The 18,854-nt window shown below is 71.1% G+C and carries 15 protein-coding genes; 10 read left to right on the plus strand and 5 right to left on the minus strand.

Features of this window, described 5'->3' with window-relative positions:
- The 4 genes from NH287_RS10190 to NH287_RS10205 form a co-directional block, all read left to right on the plus strand.
- Nucleotides 1–314: heavy metal transporter (locus tag NH287_RS10190; RefSeq protein WP_253035515.1), on the plus strand; the 314-nt coding region annotated here is incomplete at its 5' end.
- Nucleotides 311–1,768 (plus strand): cation acetate symporter, encoded by a 1,458-nt coding sequence (locus tag NH287_RS10195; protein WP_253035516.1) that lies wholly within the window; start codon nt 311–313, stop codon nt 1,766–1,768. The genes NH287_RS10190 and NH287_RS10195, both read left to right, overlap by 4 nt.
- A gap of 239 nt (nt 1,769–2,007) precedes the next feature.
- Complete coding sequence (locus NH287_RS10200; RefSeq protein WP_253035517.1) at nt 2,008–3,198, plus strand: glycoside hydrolase family 3 N-terminal domain-containing protein; 1,191 nt, start codon at nt 2,008–2,010, stop codon at nt 3,196–3,198.
- A 117-nt stretch (nt 3,199–3,315) separates the two neighbouring features.
- Nucleotides 3,316–5,814 (plus strand): RNA helicase, encoded by a 2,499-nt coding sequence (locus NH287_RS10205; RefSeq protein WP_253035518.1) that lies wholly within the window; start codon nt 3,316–3,318, stop codon nt 5,812–5,814.
- Here the strand turns inward: NH287_RS10205 and NH287_RS10210 are convergent.
- On the minus strand, nt 5,811–6,353 hold the full coding sequence (locus NH287_RS10210; RefSeq protein WP_253035519.1) for a pyridoxal 5'-phosphate synthase: 543 nt from the start codon (nt 6,351–6,353) through the stop codon (nt 5,811–5,813). The genes NH287_RS10205 and NH287_RS10210 overlap by 4 nt on opposite strands.
- 56 nt (nt 6,354–6,409) lie before the next feature.
- On the opposite strand from NH287_RS10210, the gene NH287_RS10215 reads away from it, so the two are divergent.
- Nucleotides 6,410–6,952 carry a DUF1697 domain-containing protein gene (locus NH287_RS10215; protein WP_253035520.1) on the plus strand — a complete coding sequence of 181 codons (543 nt, stop codon included), beginning with the start codon at nt 6,410–6,412 and terminating at the stop codon, nt 6,950–6,952.
- Nucleotides 6,949–7,188 (plus strand): hypothetical protein, encoded by a 240-nt coding sequence (locus NH287_RS10220; protein ID WP_253035521.1) that lies wholly within the window; start codon nt 6,949–6,951, stop codon nt 7,186–7,188. The genes NH287_RS10215 and NH287_RS10220 overlap by 4 nt, the downstream gene beginning before the upstream one ends.
- 8 nt (nt 7,189–7,196) lie before the next feature.
- On the opposite strand, the gene NH287_RS10225 is transcribed toward NH287_RS10220, so the two are convergent.
- Together NH287_RS10225 and NH287_RS10230 are read right to left on the minus strand one after the other, a co-directional pair.
- Nucleotides 7,197–8,438 (minus strand): HNH endonuclease signature motif containing protein, encoded by a 1,242-nt coding sequence (locus tag NH287_RS10225; protein ID WP_253035522.1) that lies wholly within the window; start codon nt 8,436–8,438, stop codon nt 7,197–7,199.
- A gap of 143 nt (nt 8,439–8,581) precedes the next feature.
- Nucleotides 8,582–9,040 carry a GNAT family N-acetyltransferase gene (locus NH287_RS10230; protein WP_253035523.1) on the minus strand — a complete coding sequence of 153 codons (459 nt, stop codon included), beginning with the start codon at nt 9,038–9,040 and terminating at the stop codon, nt 8,582–8,584.
- A 190-nt stretch (nt 9,041–9,230) separates the two neighbouring features.
- On the opposite strand from NH287_RS10230, the gene recQ reads away from it, so the two are divergent.
- Entirely contained in the window at nt 9,231–11,288 is a 2,058-nt protein-coding gene (gene recQ, locus NH287_RS10235) for a DNA helicase RecQ (RefSeq protein ID WP_253035524.1), read from the plus strand.
- Nucleotides 11,289–11,318: 30 nt separating this feature from the next.
- Here recQ and NH287_RS10240 read toward each other — a convergent pair whose 3' ends face one another.
- Together NH287_RS10240 and NH287_RS10245 are read right to left on the minus strand one after the other, a co-directional pair.
- On the minus strand, nt 11,319–11,774 hold the full coding sequence (locus NH287_RS10240; RefSeq protein WP_374209380.1) for a MarR family winged helix-turn-helix transcriptional regulator: 456 nt from the start codon (nt 11,772–11,774) through the stop codon (nt 11,319–11,321).
- A gap of 490 nt (nt 11,775–12,264) precedes the next feature.
- Complete coding sequence (locus NH287_RS10245) at nt 12,265–13,524, minus strand: GNAT family N-acetyltransferase (RefSeq protein WP_253035525.1); 1,260 nt, start codon at nt 13,522–13,524, stop codon at nt 12,265–12,267.
- Between the two features lie 196 nt (nt 13,525–13,720).
- Between NH287_RS10245 and NH287_RS10250 the strand changes: the two genes are divergently transcribed.
- From NH287_RS10250 to NH287_RS10260, 3 genes are read left to right on the plus strand one after another with little or no spacing between them, the layout of a single operon-like run.
- The gene (locus NH287_RS10250; protein ID WP_253035526.1) at nt 13,721–15,826 is read left to right on the plus strand and encodes an acyl-CoA dehydrogenase; all 2,106 of its coding nucleotides are present in this window, start codon (nt 13,721–13,723) and stop codon (nt 15,824–15,826) included.
- Between the two features lie 30 nt (nt 15,827–15,856).
- Nucleotides 15,857–16,426 (plus strand): DNA-3-methyladenine glycosylase I, encoded by a 570-nt coding sequence (locus NH287_RS10255; RefSeq protein WP_253035527.1) that lies wholly within the window; start codon nt 15,857–15,859, stop codon nt 16,424–16,426.
- Nucleotides 16,427–16,486: 60 nt separating this feature from the next.
- Nucleotides 16,487–18,817 carry an excinuclease ABC subunit UvrA gene (locus tag NH287_RS10260; protein WP_253035532.1) on the plus strand — a complete coding sequence of 777 codons (2,331 nt, stop codon included), beginning with the start codon at nt 16,487–16,489 and terminating at the stop codon, nt 18,815–18,817.
- Nucleotides 18,818–18,854: the final 37 nt, after the last annotated feature.

The raw sequence follows: 18,854 nt of genomic DNA on the forward strand, positions 1-18,854 counted from the left end.
CCACGCGCGGCATCGCGCTGCCGGGCGCGCCCGTCGACGACGCCGAGGCGGCGTACGCGCGCGCCCTGCGGCGCTCGCAGCTGCGGCTCGCGCTCGGGACGCTGCTCGGGTTCGTGACGGTGACCGTCGCGCTGCTGCTGGCCATCACCCTCATCCCCGAACTCGACGAGATCGTCGTGCTGGGGGTGCCGCTGTCGTGGCTGCTGCACGCCTTCGGGTTCTATCCCGTGATCGCGGGGTTCGCGGTGCTCTACCTGCGCGGGGCGAACCGCAACGAGCGCCGCTGGCGCGCGCTCCGCGACGAGGGCGCATGAACGCGGTGCTCGACCTGCTCGCCGTCGCGGCCGTCGTGGGCGCGACCGTCCTGATCGGGGCCTACGGGCTGCGGGTCTCGCGCACGACGAGCGACTTCTTCGTTGCATCCCGCACCGTCCGCCCCGTGTGGAACGCGTCGGCGATCAGCGGCGAGTACCTCTCGGCGGGGACGTTCCTCGGGCTCTCGGGCCTCGTGCTGCTGAGCGGGGCGGAGGGTTTCTGGTTCCCGATCGGGTACGCGGCGGGGTACCTGCTGGTGCTGCTGTTCGTGGCGGCCCCGCTGCGGCGGAGCGGCGCGTACACGATCCCCGACTTCATCGAGGCGCGGCTGGACTCGCGCCTCGCACGGCGGGTGACGAGCGCCGCCTGCCTGCTCATCGGGTGGCTGTACATCGTGCCGCAGCTGCACGGGGCGGGGATCACGCTGCAGGTCGTCGCCGACATCCCGCCGTGGGTCGGCGCCGTGCTCGTCGCGGTGCTCGTCGCCGCCGCGGCGGCGGCCGGGGGGATGCGAGCGATCACCTACGTGCAGGCGTTCCAGTACTGGTTGAAGCTGACCGCGCTGCTCGTGCCGGCCGTGCTCATCACCTTCGCCGTGAACGGCGGGGCGCGCGAGATCGAGCCCCTCGTGGTCTTTCCCGCCGAGGCGGGACCCGCGGGCATCGACGCGTACGCGGCCGGGTCGCTGCTGCTCGCGCTCCTGCTCGGCACGATGGGCCTGCCGCACGTGCTGGTGCGCTTCTACACGAGCCCGACCGGCGGGTCGGCGCGGCGGACGACCGTGCTCGTCATCGTCATGGTCAGCGTCTTCTACGCCGTCTCGAGCGTCATCGGGCTGCTCGCGCGGGTGGTCGCGCCCGAGCTCGCGCAGCCGGGTGTGGCCGACACGGTCGCGCTCGTGCTGCCCGCGCGGGTGTTCCCCGGCATCGTGGGGGAGCTGCTGACGGCGCTCGTCGTCGCCGGCGCGTTCGCCGCGTTCCTCGCGACCTCCGCCGGGCTCACCGTCTCGCTCGCGGGGGTCATCAGCCAGGACGTGTTCTCGGGCTCGGTCCGCTCGTTCCGCCTGTCGGCCGTCGTCGTCGCCGTCGTGCCGCTCGCGATCGCCCTGCTCACGGCGCCGGCCGGGCTGGTCGCCTCGGTCGGAGTCGTGTTCGTGTTCGCGGCATCCGCTCTGTCTCCCGTGCTGCTGCTGTCGATCTGGTGGTCGCGGTTGACGGCGCGCGGCGCCGTGGCGGGCATGGTGACCGGCGGCGTCGCGTGCGCCGTCGCGTTCGCGGTGCACGCGGCCGTCGGCGGGATCGGTCTCGCGGCGCCGCTGCTCGCGCAGCCGGCGGCCTGGACCATTCCGCTCGCGACGGCCGTCACCGTCGTCGTCTCGCTCACCGACCGCGCCGGCGCGCCCGTGCGGGCGGGCGCCTACCTCGCCCGGCTGCACACCCCCGGCCGCGGCTGAGCGGGCCGCGGGCCGTTCTCCGGAGATTCTGCGGGGTCAGGGCTGCCGACGCGCTGGATCCCCCATTTTCTCCGGAGAACGTCTCGCCGCGGTTTCCGTCTCCGCGTCCGCCCCGGCCCCGCAGATCCGCCGGAACCGGGGTCGTGCGGGCTGACGCCGCCCCTGCGGGCTGCTCACGGAACAACCATGCGATGGCTCCGACCGGCCACGTCCCGGTTGGGGGAGAGCAGAATGTGCGCATGCGTCGGTCTCTGAGGTGGTCCGTCCTCGGTGCGGCCGTGGTCGTGTCTCTGCTCAGCGGGTGCGCCGCGTCACCGTCTCCGTCCGCGTCGTCGTCCCCGTCCCCGTCCGCGGCCGCCACGCCGTCCCCGTCCGCGAGCCCCACGCCGACCCCGTCCGCAACCCCGTCCCCCGACCCGGTCGCCGCCCTCACGCTCGAACAGCGCGTCGGCCAGCTCTTCATGGTGGGCACGAAGGCGACGACGGCGTCGCCGGCGACCCTCGCCGCCGTCGCCGACCGCCATGCGGGCGGGATCTTCCTCAGCGGCCGGTCGCGCGCCGGAGTCGCCGCCACCGCGGACGTCGTCGCGAGGTTCACCGCGCTCGGCCACCCCGACGGCGCGCCGCTGCGGGTCGCGACGGATCAGGAGGGCGGCGAGGTGCAGGTGCTGCAGGGTCCCGGGTTCGACGCGATGCCCTACGGCATCCGTCAGGCCGACCTCAGCGACGCGCAGCTGCGCGCATCCGCCGAGGAATGGGGCCGCGAGCTCGCCGCCGCGGGCGTCACCCTGAACCTCGCCCCCGTCGCCGACATCGTCACGAGCAAGGCGACCCGCTTCGACAACCCGCCCATCGGCGGGTACGGCCGGCAGTACGGCTACGACGCCGAAACGGTGGCGGCGAAGGCGGGTGCGTTCGCCGAGGGGATGCGGGATGCCGGCATCCTGCCCACCTTCAAGCACTTCCCGGGTCTCGGCCACGTCACGGCGAACACCGACACCGCGGCGGATGTCGTCGACACGACGGTGACCCCGGACGGTCCCGACGTCGACGTGTACCGGCCGCTGACCGAGGCGGGGCCGAGCGCCGTCATGGTCTCGTCGGCGATCTACGACCGCATCGACGGATCGAGGCCGGCGGTCTTCTCGCCCACGGTGGTGAGCGTCCTGCGCGACGAGGTCGGGTTCGACGGCGTGCTGTTCTCGGACGACCTGTCGGCCGCCGTGGCGGTGTCGGCGTGGTCGCCGGCCGAGCGCGCCGTCGATGCGATCTCGGCGGGTGTCGACGTGGTGCTCGTGTCGGCGAAACCGTCGGTCTTCCCCGCCATGTACGACGCCGTGCTGGCGAAGGCGCAGAGCGACCCGCGGTTCGCGGCGCAGGTGGATGCCGCGGCCGCGCGGGTGCTCGCCGCGAAGGCCGACATGCCCTGACCCGTCGTGTGCCGGATGCAGGGTGAAGCGCCCGGTCGCGCCCGATGGGCGGCGGTCGGAGTCGCTCCGACCTGCACCGGGCACACCGTCCCGCCGCCCGTGAGGCAGACTCGAGGGATGACCTCGACGCTCCGGGACCGCATCCCCGTCGGGTCGACCCCCGACGCGGTGTACGAGGGTTTCCTCGAATGGACGATCGAGCGCGGCATCGAGCTGTACCCCGCACAGGACGAGGCGGTCCTCGAACTCGCGTCCGGGTCGCACGTGATCCTCGCGACGCCGACCGGCACGGGCAAGTCCCTCGTCGCGGTCGCGGCACACGCGGCATCCCTCGCCCGCGGCGGCCGCACGTTCTACACGGCTCCGATCAAGGCCCTCGTCAGCGAGAAGTTCTTCGCCCTGGTCGACATCTTCGGACCGGATGCCGTGGGCATGGTCACGGGCGATTCGTCGGTGAACCCCGACGCGCCGATCATCTGCTGCACGGCCGAGATCCTGGCGAACGTCGCGCTTCGCCTGGGTCCCGAGGCCGAGATCGACCAGGTGGTGATGGACGAGTTCCATTACTACGGCGATCCCGACCGCGGGTGGGCGTGGCAGGTGCCGCTGCTGCTCCTGCCGAACGCGCAGTTCCTGCTGATGTCGGCGACGCTCGGCGACGTGTCGGCGATCTCGGCCGACCTCGAGCGGCGCACGGGTCGACCGGTCGCGCACATCGCCGGCGCGGAGCGCCCGGTGCCGCTCGACTTCTCGTACGCGCGCCGCCCCGTGCACGAAGTCCTCGAGGGGCTGCTCGAGAACGGCGAGGCCCCGGTCTACATCGTGCACTTCTCGCAGGCCGCCGCCCTCGAGCGCGCGCAGGCGCTGTCGAGCGTGAAGATCACGACGCGCGAGCAGCGCGACGCGATCGCCGAGACGATCGGCGGCTTTCGCTTCACAACCGGGTTCGGCAAGACGCTGTCGCGGCTCGTCCGCGCGGGCATCGGGGTGCATCACGCCGGGATGCTGCCGCGCTACCGACGGCTCGTCGAGACGCTCGCGCAGCGCGGGCTGCTCCGTGTCATCTGCGGCACCGACACGCTCGGCGTCGGCATCAACGTGCCGATCCGGACGGTGATGATCACAGCGCTGTCGAAGTACGACGGCACGAAGATGCGGCAGCTGTCGGCGCGCGAGTTCCACCAGATCGCGGGCCGCGCGGGTCGGGCCGGGTTCGACACCCACGGCAGCGTCGTCGTGATGGCGCCCGAGTGGGAGATCGAGAACGCCGTCGCGCTCGCGAAGGCGGGCGACGATGCGGCGAAGCGCAAGAAGATCGTGCGCAAGAAGGCGCCGACGGGGGTCGTCAACTGGGGCGAGGGGTCGTTCGAGCGTCTGGTGGCGGCCGAACCCGAACCGCTGTCGCCGCAGTTGAAGCTGACCTCGGCGATGCTCATCAACGTGATCGGTCGCGGCGGCGACGTGTTCGCGAACGTGCGGTCGCTCGTCTTCGACAACCACGAGCCGCGCGCGCGGAAGTACGAGCTGGCCCGCCGGGCGATCGCGTTGTTCCGGACCCTCGTGGCGGCGGACATCGTCGTGGCGGACGGCGACGGCATCCGTCTCACCATCGATCTGCAGCCGAACTTCGCGCTCAACCAGCCGCTGTCGCCGTTCGCGCTCGCCGCGATCGACCTGCTGTCGCCGGAGGACGGTGAGACCGGGACGGGGCACTATGCGCTCGATGTCGTGAGCGTGATCGAGGCGACGCTCGACGATCCGCGCGCGATCCTTTCGCAGCAGGAGTACAAGGCGCGCGGCGAGGCCGTCGCGGCGATGAAGCGCGACGGCATCGAGTACGACGAGCGCATGGAGCTGCTCGAGGCGGTGACGTGGCCGAAGCCGCTGGCCGAGCTGCTGGCGCAGGCGTACGAGACGTTCGCGTCGAGTCAGCCGTGGGTGCGCGATTTCGAGTTGTCGCCGAAGTCGGTCGTGCGCGACATGTTCGAGCGGGCGATGTCGTTCGGTGAGTTCGTCTCGTTCTACCAATTGGGGCGCAGCGAGGGGCTGGTGCTGCGGTACCTGTCCGATGCGTACCGGGCGATTCGGCAGACGGTGCCGGCGGAGGCGCGCACCGACGACCTGCTCGACCTGATCGAGTGGCTCGGCGAGCTGGTGCGCCAGGTCGATTCGAGCCTCGTCGACGAGTGGAATGCGCTCGTGAACCCGGCGGACGACCCCGAGGCTCCCGTCGTGCCGCCTGCACCCCCGTCGGTGCTGACGAACCGTCGAGCGTTCGTCGTGCTGGTGCGCAACGAGATGTTCCGCCGGGTGCAGTTGGCCGCGCTGCAGGACGATGATGCGCTGGTCGAGCTGGATCCGGATGCCGCCTGGCCCGACGTCCTCGACCGGTACTTCGACGATCACGACGAGATCCTCACCGGCGGGGCGGCCCGCAGCCCCGCGTTGTGCGCCATCGACGAGTCGTCGGCGTCCGACGGGGTGTGGCGGGTGGAGCAGATCATCGACGACCCGGCGGGCGACCACGACTGGCGGATCCGTGCGGAGGTCGACCTCGAGGCATCCGTCGACGAGGGCGCCGCGGTCGTGCGGGTGACCGAGGTCGTGCGGCTCTAGAGCTCGCGGGTCCAATCCTCGCCGTCGCGTGTGAAGACGATGCGGGTGTGACGTCGGTCGGGGGAGCCCTGCCAGAACTCGATGCGCTCGGGGACGAGGCGCCAGAGCACCCAGTCGCCGGGCGCGAGGAGGGCGCCGGCCGGACTGCCGGCGATGTCGGCCGCGCTCTCGTCGGGTGCGGCCTCGCGCACGGCGCCGCGGACGCGCACGGCGCGCGTGACGGGCTGCCACCAGAGGTTCAGCGCGGCGGCGGGGTTCTCTGAAAGCTGCGCGCCCTTCGCCGACGGGCGCGGACCGGCGAACTGCCAGCCGTCCGCATCGACCCCTTTGAGGATGAGGGTGCGCGCGTCGGGGCGACCACCGGCATCCGCTGTGGCGAGGGTCATCGCGCGCGGTTCGGCGACACCGGCGTCGGCGGCGTGGCGGATCCACGTCTCGAAGAGGGTGATGGGATCGGCCGGGAGGTCCGAGGGGTCGAGCGGCGGCGGAGATCCGGTGAGGGACGGCTGGGCGCGGAGCCACCGGGTGAGCTCGTTCATGCTCTTATCCTGCTCCGAGGTGTCACGATGTCGGTGCGGGCGGGCAGACTGACCCCGTGGCGACCTACCTGGCATTCCTGCGTGCGATCAACCTGGGGGCGAAGCGGGTGTTCCCGAAGGACGACATCCGGCGCGTCGTCGAGAGTGTCGGGTTCGAGGATGTCGCGACCCACATCAACACGGGCAACGTCCGTTTCGAGTCGCGGATGCGGTCGCGCCAGCGGATCGAGCGGACATTGGAGGAGGCCTTCGCCGCGGATCGCGGGTTCGAGGTCCCGACCATCGTGTTCTCGACCGCGGAGTTCCGCGAGGTCGCACGGCAGACGCGTGAGCTGGATGATGCGAACCCCGGGCTCGCGCGCCACTACGTCTACCTGCTGAAGGACGAGCTCACGGAGGCCCAGATCGCGGCCATCGAGGGTCGTGCGGACGGGCGCGGTCGGATGGTGGTGCGGGGGCGCGCGGCGCACGCGCTGCTGCAGCCCGGGTACCAGGACGGTGCGGTCGATCCGCTGGGCGCCGCGTCGTTGCTGGGGGTCGCGACGAACCGCAACGCGAACGTCATCGGGTCGCTCGCCGAGAAGTGGTGCGGTGCGTGAGCACCGCGATCCGCGAGCCGGTCGCAGCGGATGCCGAGGCGATCGCTGCGCTGCACGTCGCGACGTGGCGGAGCCTGTTCGACGCCGTCATCCCCGCGGGGCCGGCGGTCCTGCCGGTCGCGAAGGAGAATCTCCGCGCGATCGCGTTCTCTCGGCGGAGCGGTTTCGCCTTCGACGGTGCGGAGCAGACGGATCCCGGCACACCGGGCATCGTCGAGGCGCGGATGGTGCGGTGAGGCATCGGCTAGAACGGTGGTGGTCCGGGTGGGTCGGTGGTGAAGGTCGGGATGCGGCGTTCGGGCCTCACGAGGTAGACCCGGCCTGCGGGTGAGGTCCATTCGAGTGCGCCGCCGGGTTTCGCTCTGACCTGCCAGTCGGATTGGTGTTTGAGGGTGTGATGCCCTCGGCACAGCGGTGCGAGGTTGTCGGCGGCGGTGTTCCCGCCGTGGTGCCAGTCGATGGTGTGGTCGAGGTCGCACCGGTCGGCGGGGACCCCGCAGCCCGGTGCCATGCACCGGGCGGCCCGCCAGGTGACCAGCCGGCGGAGATCCGCGGGTGGCCGGTAGGTGTCGCGTCCGACGGAGAGGACGACCCCGGTTTCGGGGTGGGTGAGCACCCGCATCCACCCGGTTGCCGCTCCGCACAGTTCCCACGCCTTATCGAGCGGGATCGGGCCGATGCCGTCGACCTGCGCGGCAGGGCCGTCACCGGTGAGAAGGGTGAGGGCGGGGACGGTGACCGCCACAGTCGGCCGGATCCCGCGCGCGGAGTCGGGGAGCGCGTCGGTTTCGCCGTCGAGGAGCAGGTCCCCGAACACATCGGCGCGCTTCTGATCCAACGTCCGCTCATCGTCGGGTGCGGTCAGGGTTTTCGCGATCGCGGTGAGCCTGCCGGCGATCGCGTGTGCTTCGACTGCGGGCAGGTGCGCGGTGAGCCACGCCATCCCATCCACCCCCGCATCCACCCGTACGTGCCGGTGCGCGACGGCCGCGGCGTGCTGTTCGGCGAGGGTCGCCTCCTGCTCCCGGTCGACGATGCGTTTCATCGCGCGCCGGAACGGCCCGGTCGGGAGCTCCTCCGCAAGGCTCAGCACCTCCGCAACCAGCCCCGCCGTCACGTCGTCGATCTGATCGAACCCGTCGACGATGATCGTCGCGTGGGTGTCGGTGATGTCCGCACGGCTCATCGCCTCCCACACCTGCGGGTACCGGCGCAGCAGCGCGTGCCCGACACCCATCAACCGTCCCGCGGCGTGCTCGGTGATCCGCAACGCGGCGGCGACCTCGAGCCGCACCGACCGTTCCACGAACGCGACCGGCTCCTCCCGACGGCGCGCGTCGGCGATCGCGTCATCCCACAGTTCGACGATGCACGCGTACCGTTGCGCGGCGTGCACGGTCGCCATATCGGCGCACATCACCACCCAGTCCAGGGTCGTCGGGATCCCCTCCGGGACCTCATCGCGACGATCGGCTGAACTGGACATAGTCCCAGACTAGGAGGGGGTTCCGACATCGCTTTCGGCTGCCGCCCGGCATCCGTCCCGCCGCTCGTCGAGACGTCGCAGATGGTCGCCTTCGGCGCCGCCGACCGACCATCTGCGACGCCTCGGCGCAGCACCCGACCGACTCACGCCCCGCCGAGCACCCGCGTCCACGCGACCTCGCGCGTGATCTGCCCGGTCGCGACGAACGTCCGCACCTGATGCGTGTCGGCCAGGACGCGTGCGAGCTCCGACACGTCCGCAGCGACGAAGCCCAGCGACTGCCAGAACGCGCCCGACCGGCGGCTGAACAGCCACGCCGCCGTCGCGCCCTCGTCCGCGGCGTGCTCGAGCGCGAAACCGGCCATTTCCTTCCCGCGCCCGCGGGTGCGCGACGCCGCCGCGACCGCGACGCTCCGGATCAGCGCGTGCGTGCCGTCGCCGCTCAGCTCGTACCCGGTGCTCCCGACGATCCGCCCCGACTCGTCCCGCTCGACCCACAGCCGGGTCGACGGCGCGTCGAGTCCCGTGACGGTCAGGTCGACCTCGCGCAGGAAGGCCTCGACCTCACCGGCATCCGCCGCCGTGCACCTGATCAGTTCCATCCCCGCTCCTCCCCGTTCCCGCGCCGCGCCCCCTGCGCCGAGACTGCACGAGCGCGTCGAGACTGCGTTCGCGCGCCGCATCCTCGTCGCCCGGGTGCAGTCTCGCGAATCGGTCTCCCCATCCTCGCAAGCGTGCCGAGACCCTCCACACCCGAAGACCGTGTCGGATGCCGCGGCTAGGGTTGACCGGGTGAGTGACGGCGGATGGCAGAACGACCCCTACGCCGATCTCGTGTGGGATCCCGACGACGTTCCGCCACCGGACGACTTCGACTCGCCGCCTCCGCCTGACCCGCAGTTCGACGACTACGCCGCGTCCGTCGCCCGCGCGACGCGCGCCGAACCGGCACGCCCCCAGCCCGCGCGAACCCATCCCGCACGCCCCGCCGCACCCCCGGCATCCGTCCTGCGTCTCGAGCGACGCGACCACGTCGGCGATGACCCGGTCAAGGTCCTCACCGAGGTCTTCGGCTACACGGCCTTCCGCGGCGACCAGGGCGACATCGTCTCGCACGTCATCGCCGGCGGCGACGCGGTCGTCCTCATGCCGACCGGCGGCGGCAAGTCGATCACGTACCAGGTGCCCGCGCTCGTCCGCCCCGGCACGGGACTCGTCGTCAGCCCGCTCATCGCGCTCATGCACGACCAGGTCGACGCGCTCATCGCCAACGGTGTGCGCGCGGCGTTCCTGAACTCGACGCAGACCCCGGCGGAGCGCGCGGGTGTCGAGCAGGCGCTCCTCGACGGCGAACTCGACCTCATCTACGTCGCACCCGAGCGGCTGTCGGTCCCCGCGACGACCGCGCTCCTGCAGCGCGCGCAGCTCAGCGTCATCGCGATCGACGAGGCGCACTGCGTGTCGCAGTGGGGCCACGACTTCCGCCCCGACTACCTCGCGCTCGGCGACCTGGCCGAGCGGTTCCCCGGCGTTCCGCGCATGGCGCTGACCGCGACGGCGACCCGCGCGACGCACACCGAGCTCACCGAGCGCCTGCACCTGCAGGGCGCACGGCACTTCGTCGCGAGCTTCGACCGCCCGAACATCCAGTACCGCATCGAGCCCAAGGTCGACATGCGTCGCCAGCTCGTGCAGTTCGTGCGCTCGCAGCCCGAGGGCGCCGCCGGCATCGTCTACGCGCTCAGCCGTAAGTCGGTCGAGCAGACGGCCGAGTACCTGCGCACGCAGGGCGTCGACGCCCTCGCGTACCACGCGGGATTGGATGCCGCGATCCGCGCCCGGCACCAGTCACGGTTCCTGCGCGAAGACGGCGTCGTCATGGTCGCCACGATCGCGTTCGGCATGGGCATCGACAAGCCCGACGTCCGCTTCGTCGCCCACATCGACCTGCCGAAATCGGTCGAGGGCTACTACCAGGAGACGGGTCGCGCCGGCCGCGACGGTGAACCGGCCGTCGCATGGATGGCCTACGGCCTCGGCGATGTCGTCCAACAGCGCCGCCTCATCGACCAGTCGCCCGGCGACCGCACCTACAAGATGCGCATGGGTCAGCACCTCGATGCGATGCTCGCCCTCTGCGAGACCGTCTCGTGCCGGCGCCAGAACCTGCTGAACTACTTCGGCCAGTCCTCGGATGCCTGTGGAAACTGCGACACCTGCCTCACCCAGCCCGATACGTGGGACGGCCTCATCGCGTCGCAGAAGCTCCTGTCGACGATCGTCCGCCTGCAGCGGGAGCGCAACCAGGCGTTCGGCGCCGGGCACCTCATCGACATCCTCCGCGGCGCCTCGACCGAGCGCATCCGCCAGCAGGGCCACGACAAACTCTCGACGTACGGGATCGGGAACGATCTGTCCGAGCAGGACTGGCGCTCCGTCGTCCGCCAGCTGCTGGCCCGCGGCATCCTCGTCGCGCAGGGTGAGTACGGGGTGCTGACGGTCGGCGAGACCGGGGCCGCCGTGCTGCGGGGCGAGGAGCCCGTGCCGTTGCGGCGCGACGTCCTCGGCCGCACCGGTGGGGGAGCGACCCGCGCGAAGAAGTCGTCGACGGCCGACTCGTTGCCCGAGGGCGACCGCGACCTGTTCGAGGCGCTCCGGGCCTGGCGCGCCGAGCAGGCCCGCGAGCAGGGCGTCCCCGCGTACATCGTGTTCGGCGACGCGACGCTCCGCGCCCTCGCCGAGCACCGCCCGCGCTCGGTCGGCGACCTCGACGGCATCACGGGCATCGGCGCCAAGAAGCGCGAGGCCTACGGCGAGGCCGTCGTCGCCGTCATCGCCGCGAACGCCTGAGCCGCGAACGCCTGAGCCGCGAACGCCTGATCAGCCGTCGCGGAGGGCGCGCGTCATCCGGGTCAGCAGCTCGAACGCCTGGCGACGCTCCGGCGCGGACAGCTCGGCGAGCATCCGGTCCTCGACCGTCTTGACCGCGGCACTCGCCTGCGCGCGCTGCCGCCGCCCGGCATCCGTCAACGTCACCGGCAGCGCCCGCCCCTCGGACGCGGTCGTCGCCCGGGTCACCCAGCCTTCGCGCTCGAGGGACTGCAGCAGCACATTCATACTCTGCCGTGTGACGAAGGCTCCCCGTGCGAGCTCGGAGTTCGAGAGACCGGGTCGCTGCGCCAGCAGCTCCAGGCAGGAGTAAACGACCCGGACGTCGGCGCCCGTCCGCGCCGATTCGCCGATCGCGAGACCGAGCAGGTGGTCCTGGCACGCCTCGGCGAGCGGATACGGCTCGTGGCCGTCGCCCCGGGCCCACCGTCCGGTGCTCTCGAGCAGCGACGCGACGGCGATGTCGTCCTCCGACAGCCTCGTGCCGGCCCACGGGTTGCGGTAGACGATCCGCCCCTCGAAGGAGGCCGACACGAGGTCGTTGCCCTCGAGGTTCAGGTCGACGCCCGTGCGGCGGTAGGTGATCGGCGAGACGACCACCTCGGAACCCTCGAACCGCCGCACCGTGTCGCCCTCGAGTTCGCCGTGCGAGCCGCGGAGGATGATCCGTCGCGACAGGATCGGGTTCCACCACTGGTTGTCGACGAAGTCGTAGAGGCCCATGCGGCCGTCGCCGAAGTCGAGCGTCGCGATGGTCGTCGTCCGCGGCTGCGGCGAGACGTCGTCCGACCAGCCTGCGGGCGAGAGCGGGTCGACGAGCGGTGCGGTGAAGGTCCGTGCCGACACCGTGGCCTCGGCCATCCCGGCATCCAGGAACGTCCGGATCATCGAGGTCGCGTGGTACAGGTGGGTCGACGACACCTGCACGCCGCAGGGCTCAGCGTGGCGGGAACGTCCGCACGCGATCCACGCGGAACTCGATCGGATGGCTCGACGCGTCGCGGCGACCGTCCCGCCGCGGCAGTTCGTAGAGGTCGAGCATGAGCTGCACCGGGTAGTCGATCCGCTGGGTGACCGTCTTCACCCAGCGCCCGTCGATGAAGAACCGGAGCCGGTCGTCCGACCACTCGACGGCGTACTCGTGCGGCGCGGTCAGATCGCCGTCGACGCGGACCTTCTCGACATCGTCGCGCAGCCGCGGGTCGTGCTGCGCCTTGACGCCGATGCCGACCCAACCGCCGGTGTCGTCGATCTCGGACCCGAAGATCTCGGCGATGCAGATCTCGCCGGATTCCTCGGGGCGGTCCTCGAACCCGATGGGCCAGAAGGCGACCATCGCATCAGGATGCCGCACCGCCGACATCTGCGCCGCAATCACTCCGAAGCGCGGCAGCCACAGTCGGCACTCGTCCTGTGCCTCCCGCACGACGAGCCCGTCGCGGAAGCGGTGCTGCCCGGCATCCGATCCCACCACGCCGGCACGTTGGCCGGTCTGCAGGTGCGAGACGCGCACCTGCCCGTCCCACTCGGGCCCCCACGGTTCGGTGTCGGCGTCGATGCGCAGCTCGAGCCCGTTCGAGACGCGGTATCGAGCCGCCGTCCGCTCGCGGGACGACCAGTGCGGCAGGTAGTGCGGCCACCACCGGTCGGCGTCGAGGGTGTCACCTGCGAACCGTTCGTCGACGTCGGGGGTGCGCCCGGTCAGATCCAGCGGCGACATGTCCAGTGCCCACCGCCGGAAGGTGAGGATGCCGCCGCGCCACGGCTCCGACCCGGTGCCGCGCTCCTCGAAACCTGCGCGGGCGCAGAGCGCGTTCGACGGCACATTGTCGATGCCCGGGTAGGCCATGAGGAGGGTCCTGCTGCCGTCCCGACGCACCTCGGCGATCAGCAGTCGCAGCGCTCCCGTCGCGACGCCCTGCCCCTGGAACTCCGGGAGGACGCTCCAGCCCGCCTCGAAGGCGGGCGTCCCGTCCTCATCCACGGGCCAGAACCCGATTCCGCCGGCGGGCGCACCGTCGACGTCGATGCGGTACATCGCCCCCGGCCGGCCGGACCACGTCCGCAGATACCGGTCGTGCCGATCGTCCAGCTGCTCCTCGCTCTCGGGACCGCCGAGGTGCGCAGTCATCGCGGGCGCGTTGAGCAGGGTGAGCAGACCGCGGTCGGCGGCATCCCAGCGGGCGAGCGTGATCATCGGGCCTCCTCTGCGAAGTCTGCCGTGGGGCTCCGACATCGCCCGATGTAGGCGCGGCACAACGGCGCGTCATGACGTCCGCCGACGGCGTTGTGCGAGAGGGACAACGCAGTTGGTCCAACGTTGGAGGACTCCTACCGTTGTGGACGAACTTCCCTGTCCCGTCGCCGATCCGGCGTCCTCAGAAAGGCCAGTGATGACCGACACCGTCGTCCGCTCCTCCACCCCCGCCGCCGACAAGCGCACCCCCGCCGGCGGCGCCCCCACCGCGCCCCACACCGCCGACGAAGCGCACGAGCCTCGCATCGACATCGACGCCGTCGGCGCGATGCTCCGCGGCACGTGGGGTGAGACGCGCCTCACCGTGCGCGAGCTCATCAAGGACCCGGCCTACTGGCGCATCGACGGCCAGAGCGTCGCTGAGCACCGCGAGCGGGTCATGGATCAGGTGCGACTGCTGGCGAAGAACGGCGGCTCGACCCGCGCCCTGCCGAAGGAGTACGGCGGCGAGGAGGACAACGGGGCCAACCTCGCCGGGTTCGAGGAGCTCGTTCTCGCGGACCCGAGCATGCAGATCAAGTCCGGCGTGCAGTGGGGGCTGTTCGGTTCGGCCGTGCTGCAGCTCGGCACGAAGGATCACCACGACACCTGGATTCCGGCGATCCGCGACGCGGAGCTCCCCGGCGCCTTCGCCATGACCGAGATCGGCCACGGATCGGATGTCGCCGCGATCGGAACGACGGCGACCTACGACCCCGAGACCGAGGAGTTCGTCATCCACACGCCGTTCCGCGCGGCGTGGAAGGACTACCTGGGCAACGCCGCGAAGCACGGACAGGCGGCGACCGTCTTCGCACAGCTCATCACGAAGGGCGTGAACCACGGCGTGCACTGCTTCTTCGTGCCGATCCGCACGCCCGACGGCGAACTGCTCCCGGGCGTCCAGAGCGAGGACGACGGGGTCAAGGGCGGGCTCAACGGCATCGACAACGGCCGGCTCGCGTTCGACCACGTCCGCGTGCCGCGGACGAACCTCCTCAACCGCTACGGCGACGTCGCTCCCGACGGCACCTACTCGAGCCCCATCGAGAGCACGGGCCGCCGCTTCTTCACGATGCTCGGCGCCCTCGTCCAGGGCCGCGTCTCCCTCGACGGCGCCGCCACGATCGCCTCGTCGCTCGCGCTCTACATCGCCGTCACCTACGGCAACCAGCGCCGGCAGTTCGACTCCGGCGCCGGCACCGACGAGGTCGTCCTCCTCGACTACGGCAAGCACCAGCGCCGCCTCCTCCCGCTCCTCGCGCAGAACGTCGCCCAGTACTTCGCGCACGACGAACTGCTGCGCACCTTCGACGGCGTCTTCGGCGGCACGTCCGACACCCCCGCCGAGCGCGAGAACCTCGAGACCCTGGCGGCCGCGCTCAAGCCGCTCAGCACCTGGAACGCGCTGCAGACCATCCAGGAGGCGCGCGAGGCCTGCGGCGGGTCGGGCTTCATGGCCGAGAACCGTCTCGTGGGGCTGCGCTCCGACCTCGACGTCTACGTGACCTTCGAGGGTGACAACAACGTGCTGCTCCAGCTGGTCGGCAAGCGCCTGCTCGCCGACTTCGCGAAGCAGTTCAAGGGGGCGGATGCCGCAACCCTCGCGAAGTTCGCCGTCGGCCAGACGGCGGGCAAGGTCTTCCACGGCGCAGGGCTCCGCAGCCTCGGGCAGACGGTCGCCGACTTCGGCTCGACCGCACGCTCGGTCGAGCTGGGGCTCCGGGCCGAGCAGCAGCACGAACTGCTCGCGGGACGCGTCGAGCAGATGGTCGCCGACATCGCCGGCGCGCTGCGCCCGGCATCCAAGCTCCCCGCGGCCGAGGCGGCGGCGCTGTTCAACACGCACCAGGCGGAGCTCATCGAAGCCGCGCGGGCGCACGGCGAGCTGCTGCAGTGGGAGGCGTTCTCGGATGCGGTGAAGGCCACCGAGGATGACGGCACGCGCCAGGTCCTCACCTGGCTACGCGACCTCTTCGGTCTGCACCTCATCGAGAAGCACCTGGCCTGGCACCTCATCAACGGACGTCTGTCGACGCAGCGCGCCGCCGCGGTGTCGAAGTACATCGACCGCCTCTGCGCGCGGCTGCGTCCGCACGCGCAGGACCTGGTCGACGCGTTCGGATTCGCCCCCGAGCACGTGCGCGCACCGATCGCCTCCGGCATCGAGCGGCAGCGGCAGGACGAGGCGCGGGCGCACTACGCCGACCTCGCGGCTCGCGGTGAGGCACCCGTGCCGGAGAAGTCGCTCAAGAAGAAGTGAGCGTCGGAGGCCGTCGGTAGCCTGGCACGCGTGGAACTGCGTGTCGGGCCCGACGGCCTCCTTCGTTGCGGCTGGGTCGGCGACGACGCCGAGTACCGCCGCTACCACGACGAGGAGTGGGGGCGGCCACTCCATGGCGACCGGGCCCTCTTCGAGAAGATGAGCCTCGAGGGGTTCCAGGCGGGGCTCTCGTGGATCACGATCCTCCGCAAGCGCCCGAGGTTCCGTGAGGTGTTCGCGGAGTTCGACCCGGTGACCGTCGCCGCGTTCGACGAGGCCGACGTCGACCGGCTCATGGCCGACGCGAGCATCATCCGCAATCGCGCGAAGATCCTCGCGACGATCGGCAACGCGCGGCTCGTCACAGAGATGGCCCCGGGCGAGCTCGACGCGTTCATGTGGTCGTTCGCCCCGGCATCCCATCGGCGACCGGAGACCTTCGCCGAGGTCCCCGCCACGACGGCGGAGTCCGACGCGATGTCGACAGCGCTGCGGGGGCGCGGGTTCCGCTTCGTCGGGTCGACGACGATGTACGCCCTCATGCAGTCGACGGGCATGGTCGACGACCACGTGAGCGGATGCCACCGCGCCGAGCGCTGACGGTTGCCCGACGGCGCGCCGCGCGAGGATCATGTGGTGAGGGTTGGCGGAGAGGCGGACATGGCGGAGCACGAGATCACCGACGTCGACGGGCCGGCATCCGATCCTCCCATCGCCGACGCGCACGACGTCATCCGCGTCATCGGTGCGCGGGAGAACAACCTCAAGGGCGTCGACGTCGAGATCCCCAAGCGCCGCCTCACCGTCTTCACGGGGGTGAGCGGGTCGGGCAAGTCCTCGCTCGTGTTCGGCACCATCGCGACCGAGTCGCAGCGCCTCATCAACGAGACGTACCCGACGTTCGTCCAGCAGTTCATGGCCCAGCTGTCCCGTCCCGAGGTCGACGGCCTCGAGAACATCAGCCCCGCGATCATCGTCGACCAGGAGCGGATGGGGGCCAACGCGCGCTCGACCGTCGGCACCGCGACCGACGCGTACGCGATGCTCCGATTGCTCTTCAGCCGCCTCGGCGAGCCGCGGGTGGGGTCGCCGCAGGCGTTCTCGTTCAACATCCCGACCGTGCCGGGGTCCGACGTCGTCACCGGCGGCATGTGCTCCCGGTGCGAGGGGCTCGGCGAGGTGAGCGACGTCGACCTCGACGAGCTCTTCGACAGCTCGAAGTCGCTCGCCGAGGGCGCGATCACCGTCCCCGGCTACAACGTGGACGGCTGGATGGTGCGGATCTTCACCGAGTCGGGGTTCCTCGACGCGGCCAAGCCCATCGCGCAGTACACCGAGCAGGAACGCGCCGACTTCCTGTACAAGGAGCCGACCAAGGTCAAGCTCCAGAACATGAACATGACTTACGAGGGTCTGGTCCCGAAGATCACGAAGTCGTTCCTGCAGAAGGATCGGGAGGCGCTGCAACCCCACATCCGTGCGTTCGTGGATCGCGCCGTCAAGTTCCTCCCCTGCCCCGAGTGCGGCGGCAGCCGACTGAACGAAGGCGCACGCTCCTGCCGGATCGGCGGCGTGAACATCGCCGACGCCGCCGCGATGCAGATCACCGACCTCGCCGCGTGGCTCGACACGATCGATGCGACGACCGTCGGGCCGCTCCTGTCGGGGCTGCGCAAGGTCATCGCGTCGTTCGTCGACATCGGGCTCGGGTACCTGTCGCTCGACCGCTCGTCGGGGACCCTGTCCGGCGGCGAAGCGCAGCGGACGAAGATGATCCGTCACCTCGGCTCCGCGCTGACCGATGTCACCTACGTGTTCGATGAGCCCACCGCGGGACTCCATCCCCACGACATCCAGCGCATGAACGACCTGCTCCTCCTGCTGCGCGACAAGGGCAACACCGTCCTCGTCGTCGAGCACAAGCCCGAGGTCATCGCGATCGCCGACCACGTCGTCGACCTCGGCCCGCACGCGGGATCGCGCGGCGGGCGGATCATGTACGAGGGGGACGTCGCCGGGCTCCGGGCATCCGACACCCTCACGGGACGGCACCTCGATCACCGGGCAGCGCTGAAGACCTCGACCCGCCCGGCGACCGGTGCGCTGCAGATCCGCGGCGCCACCCAGCACAACCTCACGGGGGTGGACGTCGACATCCCGCTCGGTGTCTTGACGGTCGTGACCGGCGTGGCCGGGTCGGGCAAGTCCTCCCTCATCCACGGCAACGTCCCGTCGTTCGACGACGTCGTCGTCGTCGACCAGTCGCCGATCAAGGGGTCGCGCCGCTCCAGCCCGGCGACGTACACGGGCGTGCTCGATGCGATCCGCACGGCGTTCGCGAAGGCGAACGGGGTGAAGGCCTCGCTGTTCAGCGCGAACTCCGAGGGTGCGTGCCCGGCCTGCAAGGGGCTCGGGGTCATCATCACGAACCTCGGCTACACGCAGAGCGTCGAGACGCGGTGCGAGGTCTGCGAAGGGTCCGGCTTCAGCGAAGCGGTGCTCGAGTACACCCTCGACGGCAGGAACATCGCCGAGGTCCTGGCGATGTCCGCCGAGGAGGCGCACGGGTTCACGACCGGACCGGCCAAGACGACGCTCGGTCGCATGATCGACGTCGGTCTCGGCTACATCACCCTCGGTCAGGCGCTCAACTCGCTCTCGGGCGGCGAGCGGCAGCGGTTGAAGCTCGCGATCGCCATGGCGAAGAAGGGGGCGGTCTACGTCCTCGACGAGCCGACGACGGGGCTTCACCTCGCGGACGTCGACAACCTGCTCGCCCTGCTCGACCGATTGGTGGATGCCGGCAACTCCGTCATCGTCATCGAGCACCACCAGGCCGTCATGACGCACGCCGACCACATCATCGACCTGGGTCCCGGCGCCGGTCGCGACGGCGGTCGCATCGTGTTCGAGGGGACACCGGCGGCGCTCGTTGCCGACCGCAGCACGCTGACGGGCGAGCACCTGGCCCGCTACGTCGGCGCGGTCTGAGTCGACCGAACCGAAGAGCATAAGTGGGGAGAACTCC

This window comes from Microbacterium sp. CnD16-F (assembly GCF_024124465.1).
Lineage (GTDB): Bacteria > Actinomycetota > Actinomycetes > Actinomycetales > Microbacteriaceae > Microbacterium > Microbacterium gawkjiense.